This window comes from Tardiphaga sp., from assembly GCF_025356345.1.
In the GTDB taxonomy this organism is placed as follows: domain Bacteria; phylum Pseudomonadota; class Alphaproteobacteria; order Rhizobiales; family Xanthobacteraceae; genus Tardiphaga.
On the sequence record NZ_JANXTC010000267.1, the window covers coordinates 14,951 to 31,252 of the forward strand.

Consider the following 16,302-nt stretch of genomic DNA (forward strand, 5'->3'; position numbering starts at 1 on the left):
GTTGTCCGACTACCACGGCCGGGCCAGCCCGCCAAACCCGAGGGGGCGTTGAATTGTTGTCGCCAGAACGCTAAGCCATCGGCAACGACAGTAACGGGAGACGCGCGTGCAGGCAGCCGCGACAGCAATAGCGGTGGCGCTTGACCGCGCGACAGTGGCCTTTGGCGTCGGCACGACGCGGGTCTACACAGCCGTGGAGCAGGCAACGTTGTCGGTGGCCGATGGCGAATTCGTCGCCATTGTAGGTCCCACCGGCTGCGGAAAGTCCACGCTGCTGAATGTCGCTGCGGGCCTGCTGAAGCCGGCGGCCGGAGCGGTCCGGATCTTCGATACGCCGCTCACCGGACTGAACCATCAGGCCGGCTATTTGTTTCAAGCCGACGCGCTGTTTCCCTGGAAGACCGCGCTGGACAACATCGCGCTGGCCCTCGAAATCGCCGGGGTGGCGCGCGGCGAGGCGCTGTCGCGCGCGCAGGACTGGCTGACCTCGGTCGGCCTCGATGCCTTCGGCAGCCGCTATCCGCACATGCTGTCGGGCGGACAGCGAAAGCGCGTCGGCATGGCGCAGGTGCTGATCCGCGATCCGAAGATTCTGCTGATGGATGAGCCATTCGGCCCGCTCGACGCGCAGACCCGGCAGATCATGGGCAATCTGCTGCTGCGATTGTGGAGCGCGCAACGCAAGGCCGTGCTGTTCGTGACCCACGACCTCGAGGAAGCCATCGCGCTGGCGGACCGCGTGGTGATCATGTCGGCGGGGCCCGGCTCGCGCATCATCGGCGACTGGAAGGTGCCGCTGTCGCGGCCGCGCGACATCTTCGAAGTGCGGCTCGATCCGGCGTTTCATGCGCTGCACAAGGAGATCTGGGATGTGTTGAAGGACGAGGTGATGAAGGGCTACGCGCAATCGGCGGGGGCGATGTCATGAGCCGGTTCACACTGTTGCTGTGTCAAATACTGGTTGCTGTGGTGTTTTTCGGTCTGTGGCAGCTGCTCACCACGGTGCCGATCTTCGGCCGGATGTGGTTGCCGCCGTTCTTTTTCTCGAATCCGGTCGATGTTGCCAGCCAGATCGTCGCCTGGTTTGCCTCCGGCGTGATCTGGAAACATCTCGGCATCACCCTTCTGGAATCACTGCTGGCATTCGTGATTGGCTCGTTCGGCGGCGTCACGATCGGCTTCTGGTTCGCGCGGCAGCCGCGCGTCGCGGCGGTGTTCGATCCCTATGTGAAGATGGTCAATGCGCTACCGCGCGTGGTGCTGGCACCGATCTTCACGCTGTGGCTCGGGCTCGGCATCTGGTCGAAGGTGGCCCTCGGAGTGACTCTGGTGTTCTTTATCGTGTTCTTCAACGTCTATCAGGGCGTCAAGGAGACCAGCGCGACGCTGGTCGACAATGCGCGGATGCTCGGCATGAGCGAACGCCAGCAGTTGCGCCATGTCTACTGGCCTTCGGCGCTGTCCTGGATGTTTTCGTCGCTGCATACCGCCGTCGGCTTCGCGGTGGTCGGCGCGGTGGTCGGCGAATATCTCGGCTCCGCCGCAGGCCTCGGCTATCTGATCCAGCAGGCCGAAGGCACCTTTGACGTCGCCGGCGTATTCGCCGGCATGATCGTGCTGTCGGCGTTTGTCATTCTGATCGATCTCGCGGTGACGCTGGTCGAGCGTCGACTTCTGGTGTGGAAGCCGGTGGCGATCGCAAATTAGGCCGGGCGTCATTCCGGGTTCGCGCCGCTCGCGCTCCGGAATGACGATTTCACTCACGGCAGCATCTTGGTATCATCCGCGGCCTGCGGCGGGGTCTTGATCGCGATCGACTTGAAGGGGCGGCCGTCCGGCTTGGTGCCGGCATGCGCGGTGCCCTTCGGGATGATGACGAGGTCGCTGGCCTTGACCGCGACTTCCTGGTCGCCGAGCCAGATCGTGCCCGAGCCTTCGAGGATGTACTGGATCTCGTTGGTGTTGGGGTGCAAGTGCTTGGGTACGTTGCCGTCCTGGATCGCAATCGTGGCGCCGTCGGCGGCCATGAAACTCTTCGAACGGAAGCCGGTGGCCGAGGCCGGGCCCAGCGCGTCGCCGGTCAGTTCCGGGACGTGGATCACCTGGGCGACGATATTCTCGGCGGCGATCGCCGGCAGGACGACGTGGGTGACGAGGCCGCCGGCAACAAAGGCGGCGGCGATCGCAAGGTGCGTAGTGGTGCGGTTCATGAACGTTTCCCCCGAATTATGGCTGTTAGCGGCAAATGCTAGATCGCCGAATGGCGATTGACCAGCCGCACGTGCGCTTCTCAAACCATTCCTGCTCCTCTATCCTGTGAACAAAGAACGATCAGGGAGCCCATCATGACAATCTCTTTCGGCCGGCTGCTGGCGCCGCTGTTTGCCCTCCTGCTGATGTCAGACCTGGCCTCGGCGCAGAGCAAGGTCACCATCGCCGTCGGTGGCGGTGCCTGCCTGTGCTATCTGCCGACCGTTCTGGCCAAACAACTCGGCGAATTCGACAAAGCCGGGCTCGCGGTCGAACTGGTCGATCTCAAGGGCGGCTCCGATGCGCTGAAGGCGGTGCTTGGCGGCAGCGCCGACGTGGTGTCGGGCTATTTCGACCATTGCGTCAACCTCGCCGCCAAGAAGCAGGAATTGCAGTCCTTCGTGGTCTATGACCGCTACCCCGGCCTGGTGCTGGTAGTGTCGCCGAAACACACCGAGGAAATCAAGTCGATCAAGGACCTTGCCGGCAAGAAGGTCGGCGTTAGCGCGCCGGGCTCCTCCACCGACTTCTTCCTGAAGTACATGCTGAAGAAGAACGGCCTCGATCCCGCCAGCGTCGCGGTGATTGGCGTCGGGCTCGGCGCCACCTCGGTGGCGGCGATGGAGCAGGGCCAGATCGACGCCGCGGTGATGCTCGATCCCGCTGTGACCGTATTGCAGGGCAGCTACAAGGATCTGCGCATCCTCAGCGACACGCGCACGCAGCACGATACGATGGCGGTGTTTTCCGGCGAGTACCCCGGTGGCGCGCTGTACAGCACGGTGGCGTGGGTGAACGCGCACGAGAAGGAAGTGCAGGGCATGACCAACGCGATCCTCAACACGCTGACCTGGATCCATTCGCACTCGCCGGAAGAGATCATGGCGAAGATGCCGGTCGAGATCGTCGGCAAGAACAAGGAGCTGTATCTCGCCGCCTTGAAGAACACGATCCCGATGTACTCGGTCGATGGCCGGATGGACCCCAAGGGCGCCGAAGCGGTGCTGGCGGTGTTTAGCGAAAGTTCGCCGGATATCGCCAAAGCGGGGATCGACGTGAAGAAGACCTACACCAACAAATATGTCGAGCAAGCCGCCAGGACGATGGGAACGAATGCGAAATAGCTCGTTGCGGATGAGGGCATGACGACGGCTCCCATCATCCACCGCGTCACGGCGCTCGACCTGTCCTTCAGGCCATCGCCATGGGCTTTCGCGGATGAGCGCCGCGACGAGATCGCAGCGTATTTTTCGCAGAAGAAAAGCGAAAAGCCGGACCTCTTCAACGGCCGTATTCTGCTGGCGCGACATCCGGTGTTTTCGGCAGGCTGCTTTAGTGCCGAATACTTCGAGACCGACTTCGCCAGCTTCCTAGCGTGGCGAGATTTCGGCTGCCCCGACAAGTCTGTCTTCAACGGCTTCGGCATGGGCGCGCTACGCGGCGAGGACGGCGCGTTCGTGCTCGGAGAGATGGGGTCCCATACCGCCAATGCTGGAAAAGTCTATTTCCCGGCTGGCACGCCGGATCAAAGCGATCTGCGCGGAACGACGGTGGATATTCCGGGCAGTGTCGCGCGTGAAATCGAGGAGGAGGTCGGCCTGCTGCCTGCGGATTACATCGCGGCGGAGGAGTGGCACTGCGTCGTTACGCCGTCGTCGATTGCCATGATCCGTCTGCTGGAAGTGCCGATGGTGGCCGAAGCATTGCGCAGGCGGATCAAAAGCAATCTGGCGCGGCAGATATCGCCGGAGCTCTGCGCTATCCATCTGGTGCGTGGTGCCGGCGATTTTTCGACGGCCATGCCGGTCTTTGTAACGGCCTATCTGGCGGCGCGGTTCGGCGATCCGGTCGGGTGGCTGGCGCCCGGTGTCCCGGCGAGGTAGACTAGAAACTCGTTCCCCGGAGTTTCCCACCCCATGACGAAATCCACCGCGTCCGCTCTGAAACCCTATGTCGAGCCGTTTCGCGTCGATGGCGGCAAGGCGTTTCAGCTCGATGGGCATCATACCGGCGAGCGGGGCGGGCTACACAAGGAAACCGGCAAGAAGATCATCGAGGCCAACCGGGTTCGGCTTTCCGAGCTGCAGGAGAAGCTCTATGCGCAGGATCGCTGGTCGCTGCTACTGATCTTTCAGGGCATGGACGCCGCCGGCAAGGACAGTGCCATCAAGAGCGTGTTCGACGGCATCAATCCGCAGGGCTGCGAGGTAACCTCGTTCAAGACGCCGTCCTCGAACGAGCTCGATCACGACTTCATGTGGCGCAGCACCGTCCATCTGCCGCAGCGCGGCCGGATCGGCATCTTCAACCGCTCTTATTATGAGGAATGCCTGGTGGTGCGCGTGCACCCCGAGATTCTGGCCAACCAGAAGATCCCGCATGAGCTGGTGACCAAGAATATCTGGCGCGACCGTTTCGAGGATATCTCGGCGTTCGAGAAGTATCTCGCGCGCAATGGCACCGTGGTGCTGAAGTTCTTTCTCAATGTCTCGAAGGAGGAGCAGCGCCTGCGTTTCCTCGACCGGCTCGATGAGCCCGCCAAGAACTGGAAGTTTTCCACCGCTGATATCACCGAGCGGGAGATGTGGGACAAGTACCAGCACGCCTATCAGGACATGATCGCGGGCACCGCCAGCGCGCACGGGCCGTGGCATGTGGTGCCGGCGGACCATAAATGGTTCGCCCGGGTAGTGATCGGCTCGACCATCGTCAGCGCGCTGGAAAAGCTTGATCTGAAATTCCCGCTGGTGGATGGGGAGGCGCTGGAGAAGCTCACGCCGATTCGCGAAGCGCTGGAACAGGAGGCGCCGGTCGCGGAGCCGAAGGCGGTGGTGATGAAGACCGGACAGAAAAAGGCCAAGGCCGTGACGAAGAAGGTGCCCGCGAAGGCGTGAGATCGTTTCCGCGAGTCGTCCCCCGCGAAGGCGGAAACGCATAACCTCCGAAGGTTTTGATAGCACAACGGAATCTGCGCTGTGCCGCTACGGGCGACTGGGCGTCTGGGTCTCCGCCGTCGCGGGGACGACATCGGGCGTGCGGCTAGCTATCCAAGCGCCAATTCCCTCAACACAGTCCTGATCCTTGCTTGCACCACGTCCGGCAACGGCAAAATCGGTCGCGGCGGCACAGCCTCCACGCCCTTGATCGCGGCCGCGGCGTACATCACCCGCAGGCTGGAGAATTCCTTGAACAGCGCCCACAGCGGCTGCATCGCGTTGTCGAGCCGACGCGCCTCGGCGACGTCACCCGCTTGCACCGCGCGCACGATGGCCAGGCAAGCATTGGGAAATAGTCCGGCAGCGACGCCGTACCAGGCATCGCCGCCGGCGATCAACGCTTCGGTCGCATGCCAGTCGCCAGAGAACCCGACCGAGAAACCCGGTGGCACCACGGCGCGCAATTGCGCGAGATGGCCGGCGACGAGGTCGGCCGCTGGCGCCGCGCTCTTGACCGACACGACGCCGGGGATGTGCGCGATGCGCCCGATCAGGTTGGCGGAAAAGCGAAAATGCGTGGTGCCGAAATTGTCGTAGATGCAGATCGGCAGGTCGCTCGCGGCGGCGACGGCGGAAAAATGCTCGAACACCTCGGCGTCGGTGAGCGGCGTGTAGGACACCGGGGCCAGCAGGCCTGCGGCAGCACCAGCAGCCTTGGCATCCTGCGCCAGCGCAATGGCCTCGTCGGTTCGCAACGCGCCGATCCCAACCAGCACAGGCACTTGGCCATTGGCTTGTTCCAGCGCGGCATCCGTCGCGCGGCGCCTCTCCCCCCGCGACAGAAACGGGTAGCTGCCGGTGCTGCCGAGCAGCCCGATCGAATCGACCCGCGCCGCCACCAGCGGCGTCAGCAACCGTTTCAGCGCGGATGTGTCGACCTGGCCCGCGGCATCGGCCGGTGTGATCGGGAAAGCCGATAGGCCCTTCAGGAAATTCGTCATCTTGTCCTCATTACGCGTGATCCGGAGCCGAAAGACAGGCGGTGACCATCCTTAATGGTAGTTTAATACGCGGGAGTTACGCTTGACCATTCGATCTAACAATCTGTTCGCCGGCGTTTCCTCCGTATTGAAGCCGCGATCAACGTCTTTTTGATTTCCCAGGAGTGGCAAGATGCTCGCCAGGCTCTCTATCCGCGACAAGATCACGGTTGTGGTCTCGTTCCTGCTGATTGCGCTGTGCGGCATGGGAGCCCTGGCCATTCGGCAGATGAGCGCGATCAATGGCGCCACGGTCGAGATCGTCGAGAGCTGGTTGCCCGGGGTGCGCGTGCTTGGTGAGATCCGGGTGTCGACCATCACCTACCGCGCCACGCTGCGCAACCACCTGTTGGCCGCTGACGAGGCCGGCAAGCGCCGCCAGGAAACCATTATGGACCGCTTCGCCGAGGCGCTGGACAAAGCGCGCAAGGCCTACGAGCCGATGATCGCCTCTGCCGAGGAGCGCGCCAACTACGACGAATTCAGCCGGCTGTGGGCGGACTATGTCGGCGAAGTGAAGCGGGTGATGGCGCTGTCGCTTCGGAACGAGATCAACGAGGCCCGCGATCTGAACGCCCAGGTCACTCAGCTCAGCGTCAAGGCCGATGATGCGCTGTTGAAAAACATCGCGCTGAAAAACAACGGCGCCGATGCCGTCGGCTTGCGAGCGGCCGAGAGTTACCAGACCGCGATGAAGATCGTGGTGGGCTTGCTGGCGCTGGCTGTGATCATCGGTGTGGGCGCGGCGATCTACATGATCCGCGACGTATCGCGTGGCATCGGCTCGATCATCACCCCGATGCGGGCACTCGGCGCCGGCGACCTCACCGCCGAGGTCCCGCATCAGGGCGAGATGAACGAAATCGGCGCCATGGCGGACACGTTGCAGGTCTTCAAACAGGCGTTGATTGCCAAGCAGGCTGATGACGCGGCGGCGACCGTCGAGGCGCAGGCCAAGATCGAGCGCGGGCGGCGCGTCGATCAGTTCACCCGCGAATTCGAGGCGCTGATCGGCGATATCGTCGAGACCGTCGCCTCGGCCTCGACCGAACTCGAATCGTCGGCGGCACGGCTGACCGCCTCCGCCGAAACCTCGCAGAGACTGACGACCATGGTGGCCGCGGCCTCGGGAGAAGCCTCGACCAACGTCCAGTCGGTGGCCTCGGCCACCGAGGAAATGTCGTCGACGGTCAACGAGATCAGTCGCCAGGTACAGAATTCCGCGCGGATCGCCAACGACGCCGTCGCGCAGGCAAAGACGACCAATCACCGGGTCGGCGAACTGGCCAGGGCCGCGGCGCGGATCGGCGATGTCGTCGAACTCATCAACAGCATCGCATCGCAGACCAATTTGCTGGCACTGAACGCCACTATCGAGGCTGCGCGGGCGGGCGAGGCGGGCCGCGGCTTCGCGGTGGTGGCCTCCGAGGTCAAGGCGCTCGCCGAGCAGACGGCCAAGGCCACCGGCGAGATCAGCGCCCAGATCAGCGGCATCCAGACGGCGACGCAGGATTCCGTGACGGCGATCAGCGAGATCGGCACGACGATCGGGAAGATGTCGGAGATCGCCGCCACCATCGCCGCCGCGGTGGAGCAGCAGGGCGCATCGACCCAGGAAATTTCCCGCAATGTGCAGCAGGCCGCCGACGGCACCCAGCAGGTCTCCGCCAATATCAGCCATGTGCAGCGCGGCGCCAGCGAAGCGGGGTCTGCGTCCTCGCTGGTGCTCTCGGCCGCCCGCTCCCTGTCCGGCGAAAGCAGCCGGCTAAAGCGCGAGGTCGGTAAATTCCTGGATTCAGTGAACGCGGCGTGAGGACGCGTCAAAAGGCGGATTGTAGGTCAGCTATCCTGACCCTCTTAGCCGTTGCGGCGTCGCGCCTTTTGCGTTTACAACGGTTCATGCTCGCTGCGGCAATAAACCGTCAAGGGTTTGAGTCGAGAGTGTGGGCTTGAAGGTGTGGCGATGCTGATTCGCAGCGAAATGGTTGGAGTTCACGGGACAGGGGCAATCGCCACTGGTTCCGAAGCGATTCCGGCTGCGCTGCTGTCCACCCTTCTCGGCGGGCTGCTTCTTCTTATCTGCCCCTGAGCGCCGTCTGGGCCATTTGGCCTGGGCACTCAGGGGTTCGTGAGATTTTCAGCTCCCTCCGGCGCCCGGACCGCGGCACCCCCGACCCAAGGAATATTCCCATGACCACCACCACCCCGTCCGTTCAGGACAAGTCCGGCAAGGACCGCGTCATCATTTTCGACACCACCCTGCGCGATGGCGAGCAGTGCCCTGGCGCCACCATGACCTTCGAGGAGAAGCTCGATATCGCGGCGATGCTGGACGCGATGGGCGTCGACGTCATCGAGGCCGGCTTCCCGATTGCCTCTGATGGCGACTTCGAGGCGGTGCACGAAATTGCCAAGCGCAGCAAGAATGCGGTGATCTGCGGATTGTCGCGCGCGGGTGCCAAGGACATCGACCGCTGCGCCGAGGCGATCAAGCCGGCAAAGCGCGGACGTATCCATTCCTTCCTGTCCACCTCGCCAGTGCATATGAAGTTCAAGCTGCAGATGGAGCCGGATGCGGTCCATGATCTGGTGATCTCGTCAGTGACGCGTGCGCGCAACCACACCGACGACGTCGAATGGTCGGCGGAAGACGGCACCCGTACCGAATTCGACTTCCTGTGCCGCTGTATCGAATCCGCCATCAAGGCTGGCGCCACCACCATCAACATTCCCGATACCGTCGGCTATTCGGTGCCGGAAGAATATTACGACCTGTTCAAGCGGGTGCGTGAAAACGTGCCGAACTCCGATAAGGCGGTGTTCTCGGTGCACTGCCACAACGACCTCGGCATGGCGGTGGCCAATTCGATGGCCGGCATCCGCGGCGGCGCCCGGCAGATCGAATGCACCATCAACGGCATCGGCGAGCGCGCCGGCAATGCCGCGCTGGAAGAGATCGTAATGGCGATCAAGACCCGCAACGACAAGCTGCCGTACTGGAACAACATCGATACCACCATGCTGACCCGCGCCTCAAAAGTGGTGTCGGCGGCGACCTCGTTTCCGGTGCAGTACAACAAGGCGATCGTCGGCCGCAACGCGTTCGCGCATGAGAGCGGCATTCATCAGGACGGGATGCTGAAGAACGCCCAGACCTACGAGATCATGCTGCCGGAGACGGTCGGCGTGAAGCAGACTTCTTTGGTGATGGGCAAGCATTCCGGCCGCCACGCCTTCATCCACAAGCTGGAGGAGATGGGCCACAAGCTTGGCGCCAACCAGCTGGGAGACGCCTTCGTGCGCTTCAAAGCTCTGGCTGACCGCAAGAAGGACATCTACGACGAGGACCTGGAAGCGCTGGTCGACCAGGAAATGACGGCCGCGCATGACCGCATCAAGCTGGCCTCGCTGACGGTGATCGCCGGCACCCATGGCCCGCAGCGCGCCACCATGAAGCTCGACATCGACGGCGTCATGAAGCTGGAGGAGGCCGAGGGAAATGGTCCGGTGGACGCGGTGTTCAACTGCATCAAGGCGCTGGTGCCGCACGAGGCCAAGCTGGAACTGTACCAGGTCCACGCGGTGACACAGGGCACCGACGCGCAGGCGGAAGTTTCGGTGCGGCTGGCGCATGAGGGGCGCTCGATGACCGCGCGCGCGGCCGATCCGGACACGCTGGTGGCTTCGGCCAAAGCCTATCTCGGGGCGCTCAACAAGATCGTCATGAAGCGCCAGCGCGACATGCCACAGGTCGCCGCGGCGAGCTGATGGCTTCCTAAAGCCCTGACGCTAACTTTAATGCGGTGCTCCGGCGCCGCATTTTGCGTTGCAGCACGTTATTCAGGCCGCCCCCTGCGAAGGGGCAATGGCATTTGTTGGCTGACGTCTGTATTGCTGCGCTTGGCGTACAAGTCGGAAGCCGCTCAAGAGCTTCCTGATCGCGACTCGGGAGAAACATATGCGCAACTTCATTCTGGCCGCTGCCTCGGTTGCAGCGCTCGCTTTGATCGGGCCTGCTTCCGCGCAAGCGCCCGTCGTCATCAAGTTCAGCCACGTGGTGGCGCCGAACACGCCCAAGGGGCAGGGCGCAGAGAAATTCAAGGAACTCGCCGAGAAATATACCGGCGGCAAGGTCAAGGTCGAGATCTATCCGAACTCGCAGCTCTACAAGGACAAGGAAGAGGTCGAGGCGCTGCAGCTTGGCGCCGTGCAGATGCTGGCACCGTCGCTGGCCAAGTTCGGTCCGCTCGGCGTCAAGGAATTCGAGGTGTTCGATCTGCCCTACATCCTTCCGGACAAGGCCGCGCTGACGCGCATCACCACCGGGCCGATCGGCAAGGGCCTGCTCGCCAAGCTGGAACCCAAGGGCATCAAGGGTCTCGCTTACTGGGACAATGGCTTCAAAATCATGACGTCCAACAAGCCGATGCACAAGGTCGCCGACTTCCAGGGCCTGAAAATGCGTATCCAGTCGTCCAAGGTGCTGGAAGCCCAGATGCGCGCGCTTGGCGCGATCCCGCAGGTGCTGGCGTTCTCCGAAGTGTACCAGGCGATGCAGACCGGCGTGGTCGACGGCAATGAGAACACACCGTCCAATGTCTACACGCAGAAAATGCACGAAGTGCAGAAGCAGATGACACTCTCCAACCACGGCTATATCGGCTACGCCGTGATCGTGAACAAGAAGTTTTGGGACGGGCTGCCGGCGGACGTCAAGCCGCAGGTCGAGAAGGCCATGGATGAAGCCACGGTCTACACCAACAGCCTGTCGCAGACAGAAAACGACGATGCGCTGGTCGCGATGAAGAAGGCTGGTACGACCACCTTCTACGAGTTGACGCCGGAAGAGCGCGCCGAATGGATGAAGGCCCTGGAGCCCGTGACCCAGGACATGGCGTCGCGCGTCGGCAAGGATCTGATCGCGGCTTTCCAGAAGGAAGCCAATGCCAAGACCAACTGAAAAGACCAACTGACGAGGATCGCCTGATTCGGCGACACGACAAGAGTGGTCCGGTCCGTCCGGGCCACTTTCGTCCATCAGGCAGGTTACCAGCCTTCATTCTGATGGTTTCAATGTTCGACGGCACGGCCGCGGTGGGGAAAGAATTTGAGATATTTCATGCGAGTCCTCGATCGCCTCGAGGAGACCCTGATCGCAACCCTGATCGCGCTTGCGACCATCATCATTTTCATCGCGGTCACGCATCGTTACGCCACCGACTTCGTCGTTACCCATCGCACCTGGCCGGGCGCGATGGCGAGCTACAAATTCCTGAGCGGCATTCATCTGTCCTGGGCGCAGGAGCTTTGCATCTACATGTTCGTGTGGATGGCGAAGTTCGGCGCCGCCTATGGCGTGCGCACCGGCATTCATGTCGGCGTCGACGTGCTGGTGCTGGCGCTCAGCCCGAAGTGGCGCAAGGGCACCATTCTGTTCGGCCTTCTGTGCGGCGCGCTGTTCACCGGCATCATCGGGACCATGGGCGCGAGCTTCGTGATCGGCCTGTCGCAGACCGACCAGACCTCCCCCGATCTCGAACTGCCGAGCTGGATCGTCTACCTTTGCATTCCGCTCGGCTCCTATCTGATGTGCTTCCGCTTCCTGCAGGTCGCCTTGAACTACGTCCGCTCCGGCGACCTGCCGCATCACGACCACAGCCATGTTGAAGGCATCGACGTCGATCCGGCGCTTGGTCCCACGCCGGAGGGCGCCCGATGACCACCCTGATCATCTTCGCGCTGCTGATCGCGCTCATGCTCACCGGCATGCCGATCTCGATCGCGCTCGGCCTGACGGTGCTGACCTTCCTGTTTTTCCTCACCCAGGTACCGATCGAGGCGGTGGCGCTGAAATTGTTCACCGGCATCGAGAATTTCGAGATCATGGCGATCCCGTTCTTCATCCTGGCTGGTAACTTCCTCACCCATGGCGGCGTCGCCAGGCGCATGATCAATTTCGCGACCTCGATGGTCGGGCACTGGTACGGCGGACTGGGCCTCGCCGGCGTGATGGCCTGCGCGCTGTTTGCGGCGATCTCGGGCTCATCGCCCGCAACTGTCATCGCTATCGGCTCGATCCTGCTACCGGCGATGGTCGCGCAGGGCTTTCCGAAGCGGTTCGGCGCGGGCGTCATCACCACGTCGGGCGCATTGGGCATCCTGATCCCGCCGTCGATCGTGATGGTGATCTACGCGGTGGCCACCGGCGGCAGCGTTGCGCTGGGTCCGGACGGCGCGCGCGTGACATCCGCTTCGGTCGGACAATTGTTCATCGCCGGCGTCATTCCCGGCATCATGCTGGCGACGTTGCTGGGTCTCACCACGGTGTACCGGGCCTGGAAATACGACTATCCGCGACTGCCGAAAGCGTCGTGGATGGAGCGGCTAAAGGCGTTCCGTGAATGCGTCTGGGGGTTGCTGCTGATCGTCATCGTGCTCGGGGGCATCTATCGCGGCCTGTTCACGCCGACGGAAGCCGCGGCGATGAGCGCGGTCTATGCCTTCGTCATCGCGGTGTTCGTCTACAAGGACATGACGCTGAAGGACGTGCCGCGGGTGCTGCTGGGATCGGCCAGCATGAGCGCGATGATCCTCTACATCATCACCAATGCGGTGCTGTTCTCGTTCCTGATGACATCGGAGCAGATCCCGCAGCAACTTACCGCCTGGATGGTGGACAAGGGGGTGAACTGGATCACCTTCCTGATTTTCGTCAACATCCTGCTGCTGGTCGCCGGCAATGTGATGGAGGCAAGTTCCATCGTGCTGATCACGGCGCCGATCCTGTTCCCGATCGCCGTCAAGCTGGGGATCCATCCGGTGCATCTCGGCATCCTGATGGTGGTCAACATGGAGGTCGGCATGTGCCATCCGCCGGTCGGCCTCAATCTTTATGTCGCTTCCGGCATCGCCAAGATGGGCATCACCGAACTGACCATCGCGGTATGGCCCTGGCTGCTGACCATGCTGATCTTCCTCGGCGTGGTGACTTTCGTGCCAGAGATCTCGCTATGGCTGCCGCGCGTGCTCGGCATGTTGTGACAAAATCAGGGCGCTGATATCTCCAGCCACAGCCTTTCCAAAGCTTAAGTTGAAAGCGGCGAGGGCCGCGCTCATCTTCAGGCAACGATCCAATGGAGGCTGCCATGAAGAAATTGTTGCTCGCCGGTGTCGCCGTGCTCGCGCTGGCCGGGACGACCGCGGTCTATGCCCGCCATGACGGGCATGATCATCATCACGTCCGGATGAACGCGGAAGACCGCGCGGCGCTGGCCGATGCGCGGATCGCCGCGGTTCATGCCGGGCTGAAACTGACCCCGGACCAGGACAAATTGTGGCCGCCGGTGGAAGAGGCGGTGCGCGGTTTCGCCAAACTGCGGATCGACCGCGCCAATGCCCGGATGGCCGAACGGCAGAATGAGCGCGGCGACGACGCCAAGGGTCCGCGGACGCCGGACAACCCGGTTGCCCGGCTGCAGCAGCACGCCGAAGCCATGGCCGCTACGGCGGCCGCCCTGAAGCGCATCGCCGAGACCGCCGACCCGCTCTACAAGACGCTGGATGACGGCCAGAAGCGCCGCCTGGCCATCCTGACCCACATGGAGGGCCGTCCCGGCGGCGAGGGCCATCGCGGCATGCGTGATCGTGATGACGAGCATGATCGTGGCGGCCCCGGCCGATTCGACCGTGACCACGGCCCGGGCCCCGACCGGCTCTGATCGGCGGTTGCCTCCTGACCCAGAGGACTGCGACGAAGCCGCTGAATTTCAGCGGCTTTTTCACATTCTGGCGGGTTTTGCGCGGACTGAAGATATTGTTCTGTCATGCGCTGGACATCCCCGGATCGCTTTGCTAAACGACGCCGTCCCGTGAGGGATGGACTTCCGGATCGGATCCGGGCGCATAGCTCAGTTGGTAGAGCAGATGACTCTTAATCATCGGGTCCCAGGTTCGAGCCCTGGTGCGCCCACCACCCCTTAAGCGCTGCGGCGCAGGGGTTTTAAGAAATACTTCCGATAGAACAAAACGGAACGGTTCGAACGTTTTACATCTCATTTTACAAATTTTGATCGTTCTTCGTTCTCGTTCAGGCGCATCACAGCGGCTACAGCGAGTTTCACATCGCGGCCGAGATAGTGCTTGTCCAGGATCTCCTCAACGTTTTTTAGGCTATGACCTGTGAAGGATGCGATCTGGGGTACGGTGGCGTCAACCAGCGCCAGACGAACTACCGCGGGCCATGCAATGCCGCCTCCAAAATGCGTTCATCGTGAGCGCCAGAGTTCCATGTCAGGAGTGGTTGCCGTCGCGACACGGCCATCTATACGCGCGTCATACAGGTTATGTTCGTGAGACTTGCGGCGCTGACGGTCTCCCTTATGGGAATTGTCGAGCGCGTCCAGTTGTTGGCTGGGTCATTAAACCGTACGCTTGATAGGCATCGTTCTGGTTGTTCGGTCGATGGCAGCTCGCGTTTTTCGTCCTCGCGACGACCCTGACCCGACCGGATGGCAACAGGGTTTGTCGCAGCTATCGTGCAGGTCGCAACCGTGATCTCGGCCGTGGTAGTGACGCCCGCAAGCGGGTCTGATCTGGACGGCATCCGCCAGCCGGATGCCGTCCAGACCACTAGGTGTGCTTAGTGCTTCGGCATGATGACTTGATCGATCGCGTGGATCACGCCATTGGAAGCGGCCACGTCGGCAATCACGACGGTCGCGCCATCTACCTTCACGCCCGAGGTGGCGTCGACAGCCACTTCGCTGCCTTCGACGGTCTTGACGTGCATCGTCTTGCCGGCGATGTCAGCGGCCATCACCTTCCCGGGAAGCACGTGATAGGTCAGGATCGCAACCAGCTTCGCCTTGTTCTCGGGCTTGAGCAGGTCCTCGACGGTGCCGGCCGGAAGCTTTGCGAAGGCGTCATCGGTGGGCGCGAACACGGTAAACGGGCCTGCGCCCTTTAGTGTCTCCACAAGGCCGGCGGCCTGGACGGCAGCCACGAGTGTTCCGAATTTGCCAGCGGCAACCGCTGTATCGACGATATCGTGCATAGGGTTTGAACTCCTGTTGGGTGAATTTATCGGATCGCAGAAGATACCGATCCACGGAGACGCTTTCGTTGCGTTCCATGGTCGGGGTGGAAGACGACAGATCAATTGTCAGATGAGCCGTGGCACGGGTGCTCGATCTAGCGAGCAGTGGTTTCGATGGATGAACGGACCGTGCTTGAAGGTCTACGCAACGGGTATCGAACTGGATCAGTCAGAACGATATTTTTATCTGCACTGAACGACTTAATTCCGTCATGCTTCGAGCGCCGCGCGCCGGATAGGTTGTCATCGCGCGCGATTGTCGGAGACAACTGCGATTGTCGCTCCTTGAACGATCATTATAGCTGCGGGAAACGCGGTCATAGGTGAGTTGCGGTGACGCAGTCCACGGGCTCGCTCCGCCCTCAGGTGTCGACAGGCACGCCGAGATGGTTAGGCACGAATTCTAAAGCAGAGCAGTCCAGCATCGAGTTTCCGTTTTGCACCATCGGCCATTCCACGCGCCCCATCGGTAAATTTATCGATATGCTCACTGCTTCGGGCCCCTTTTTGGAAGCCTCTAACTAAATGGTCATCGACCGCCTAGGAAGTCTGTTCGCTCAATTCATAACGGACGGTCCGCCCGGCCTTCTTTGTTCGGACCGTTGCGCGGTAAACCGGGTAGCCGCCGGCGGCGACACCCTCCACCTGATCGGCGACGACATCACGGAACGTGTCAACGATTATGAGACAGTCCATTTTTGTATTTAGGCTCGAATTGGATGTCGGTCCGCGGGTGGATTGATCCAGGTCGCGATCGGCTTCGCAGGCGGTTCAGGCTGCTTTCTGACGCAACGTTCGGGGTTTCTGTTGTAGGCACCGTTGAGCGTGATTTGGCGGGCGGCATGGACCTGGTCGACCTGACCGAAGTGTACTTGGTCGGGCGTCATCAGGCCTATTCCGGCATGGTGATGGACCTGATTGTACCAGTCGAAGAAGCCGCGGCAGAACGCCTTGGCGTCCTGGATGCAGCCGAAACGTCGCG

The 16,302-nt window shown here is 62.1% G+C and carries 14 protein-coding genes, 1 tRNA gene and 1 pseudogene; 12 read left to right on the forward strand and 4 right to left on the reverse strand.

The window, feature by feature from the left end; genetic code table 11:
- The first annotated feature begins 106 nt into the window (after window positions 1-106).
- Window positions 107-928 carry an ABC transporter ATP-binding protein gene (locus Q0S16_RS16395; RefSeq protein ID WP_295850115.1) on the forward strand — a complete coding sequence of 274 codons (822 nt, stop codon included), beginning with the start codon at window positions 107-109 and terminating at the stop codon, window positions 926-928.
- Window positions 925-1,707 (forward strand): ABC transporter permease, encoded by a 783-nt coding sequence (locus Q0S16_RS16400; protein ID WP_295850116.1) that lies wholly within the window; start codon window positions 925-927, stop codon window positions 1,705-1,707. Before Q0S16_RS16395 ends, Q0S16_RS16400 begins: the two co-directional genes overlap by 4 nt.
- 53 nt (window positions 1,708-1,760) lie before the next feature.
- Here Q0S16_RS16400 and Q0S16_RS16405 read toward each other — a convergent pair whose 3' ends face one another.
- Window positions 1,761-2,210, reverse strand: coding sequence for a cupin domain-containing protein (locus Q0S16_RS16405; protein ID WP_295850118.1), 450 nt, complete (start codon window positions 2,208-2,210; stop codon window positions 1,761-1,763).
- Window positions 2,211-2,345: 135 nt separating this feature from the next.
- Between Q0S16_RS16405 and Q0S16_RS16410 the strand changes: the two genes are divergently transcribed.
- The 3 genes from Q0S16_RS16410 to Q0S16_RS16420 are packed head-to-tail and all read left to right on the forward strand — an operon-like array spanning window position 2,346 to window position 5,144.
- The gene (locus Q0S16_RS16410; protein WP_295850121.1) at window positions 2,346-3,374 is read left to right on the forward strand and encodes an ABC transporter substrate-binding protein; all 1,029 of its coding nucleotides are present in this window, start codon (window positions 2,346-2,348) and stop codon (window positions 3,372-3,374) included.
- A gap of 18 nt (window positions 3,375-3,392) precedes the next feature.
- Window positions 3,393-4,133: an NUDIX hydrolase gene (locus Q0S16_RS16415; protein ID WP_295850124.1), complete on the forward strand. Its 741-nt coding sequence runs from the start codon at window positions 3,393-3,395 to the stop codon at window positions 4,131-4,133.
- 33 nt (window positions 4,134-4,166) lie between these two features.
- On the forward strand, window positions 4,167-5,144 hold the full coding sequence (locus tag Q0S16_RS16420; RefSeq protein WP_295850125.1) for a polyphosphate kinase 2 family protein: 978 nt from the start codon (window positions 4,167-4,169) through the stop codon (window positions 5,142-5,144).
- A gap of 149 nt (window positions 5,145-5,293) precedes the next feature.
- On the opposite strand, the gene Q0S16_RS16425 is transcribed toward Q0S16_RS16420, so the two are convergent.
- Complete coding sequence (locus tag Q0S16_RS16425; protein ID WP_295850126.1) at window positions 5,294-6,187, reverse strand: dihydrodipicolinate synthase family protein; 894 nt, start codon at window positions 6,185-6,187, stop codon at window positions 5,294-5,296.
- Window positions 6,188-6,359: 172 nt separating this feature from the next.
- Here Q0S16_RS16425 and Q0S16_RS16430 point away from each other — a divergent pair, with 172 nt between their 5' ends.
- The 7 genes from Q0S16_RS16430 to Q0S16_RS16460 all read left to right on the forward strand — a co-directional run bounded on the left by Q0S16_RS16430 (window position 6,360) and on the right by Q0S16_RS16460 (window position 14,198).
- The gene (locus Q0S16_RS16430; protein WP_295850129.1) at window positions 6,360-8,039 is read left to right on the forward strand and encodes a methyl-accepting chemotaxis protein; all 1,680 of its coding nucleotides are present in this window, start codon (window positions 6,360-6,362) and stop codon (window positions 8,037-8,039) included.
- Window positions 8,040-8,416: 377 nt separating this feature from the next.
- On the forward strand, window positions 8,417-9,994 hold the full coding sequence (locus tag Q0S16_RS16435; protein WP_295850131.1) for a 2-isopropylmalate synthase: 1,578 nt from the start codon (window positions 8,417-8,419) through the stop codon (window positions 9,992-9,994).
- A 190-nt stretch (window positions 9,995-10,184) separates the two neighbouring features.
- The gene (locus Q0S16_RS16440; protein WP_295850134.1) at window positions 10,185-11,186 is read left to right on the forward strand and encodes a TRAP transporter substrate-binding protein; all 1,002 of its coding nucleotides are present in this window, start codon (window positions 10,185-10,187) and stop codon (window positions 11,184-11,186) included.
- Window positions 11,187-11,345: 159 nt separating this feature from the next.
- On the forward strand, window positions 11,346-11,945 hold the full coding sequence (locus Q0S16_RS16445; protein WP_295850137.1) for a TRAP transporter small permease: 600 nt from the start codon (window positions 11,346-11,348) through the stop codon (window positions 11,943-11,945).
- A complete protein-coding gene (locus tag Q0S16_RS16450) occupies window positions 11,942-13,267 on the forward strand; it encodes a TRAP transporter large permease subunit (protein WP_295850138.1) in 1,326 nt (441 codons plus the stop codon). The genes Q0S16_RS16445 and Q0S16_RS16450 overlap by 4 nt, the downstream gene beginning before the upstream one ends.
- A 104-nt stretch (window positions 13,268-13,371) precedes the next feature.
- On the forward strand, window positions 13,372-13,944 hold the full coding sequence (locus Q0S16_RS16455) for a Spy/CpxP family protein refolding chaperone (protein ID WP_295850140.1): 573 nt from the start codon (window positions 13,372-13,374) through the stop codon (window positions 13,942-13,944).
- A 178-nt stretch (window positions 13,945-14,122) separates the two neighbouring features.
- Window positions 14,123-14,198: transfer RNA gene (locus Q0S16_RS16460), tRNA-Lys, on the forward strand.
- Window positions 14,199-14,864: 666 nt separating this feature from the next.
- Here Q0S16_RS16460 and Q0S16_RS16465 read toward each other — a convergent pair.
- The gene (locus Q0S16_RS16465; RefSeq protein WP_295850142.1) at window positions 14,865-15,278 is read right to left on the reverse strand and encodes a fasciclin domain-containing protein; all 414 of its coding nucleotides are present in this window, start codon (window positions 15,276-15,278) and stop codon (window positions 14,865-14,867) included.
- Window positions 15,279-16,024: 746 nt separating this feature from the next.
- Window positions 16,025-16,302, reverse strand: a pseudogene (locus tag Q0S16_RS16470) (IS3 family transposase); the annotation flags it as partial.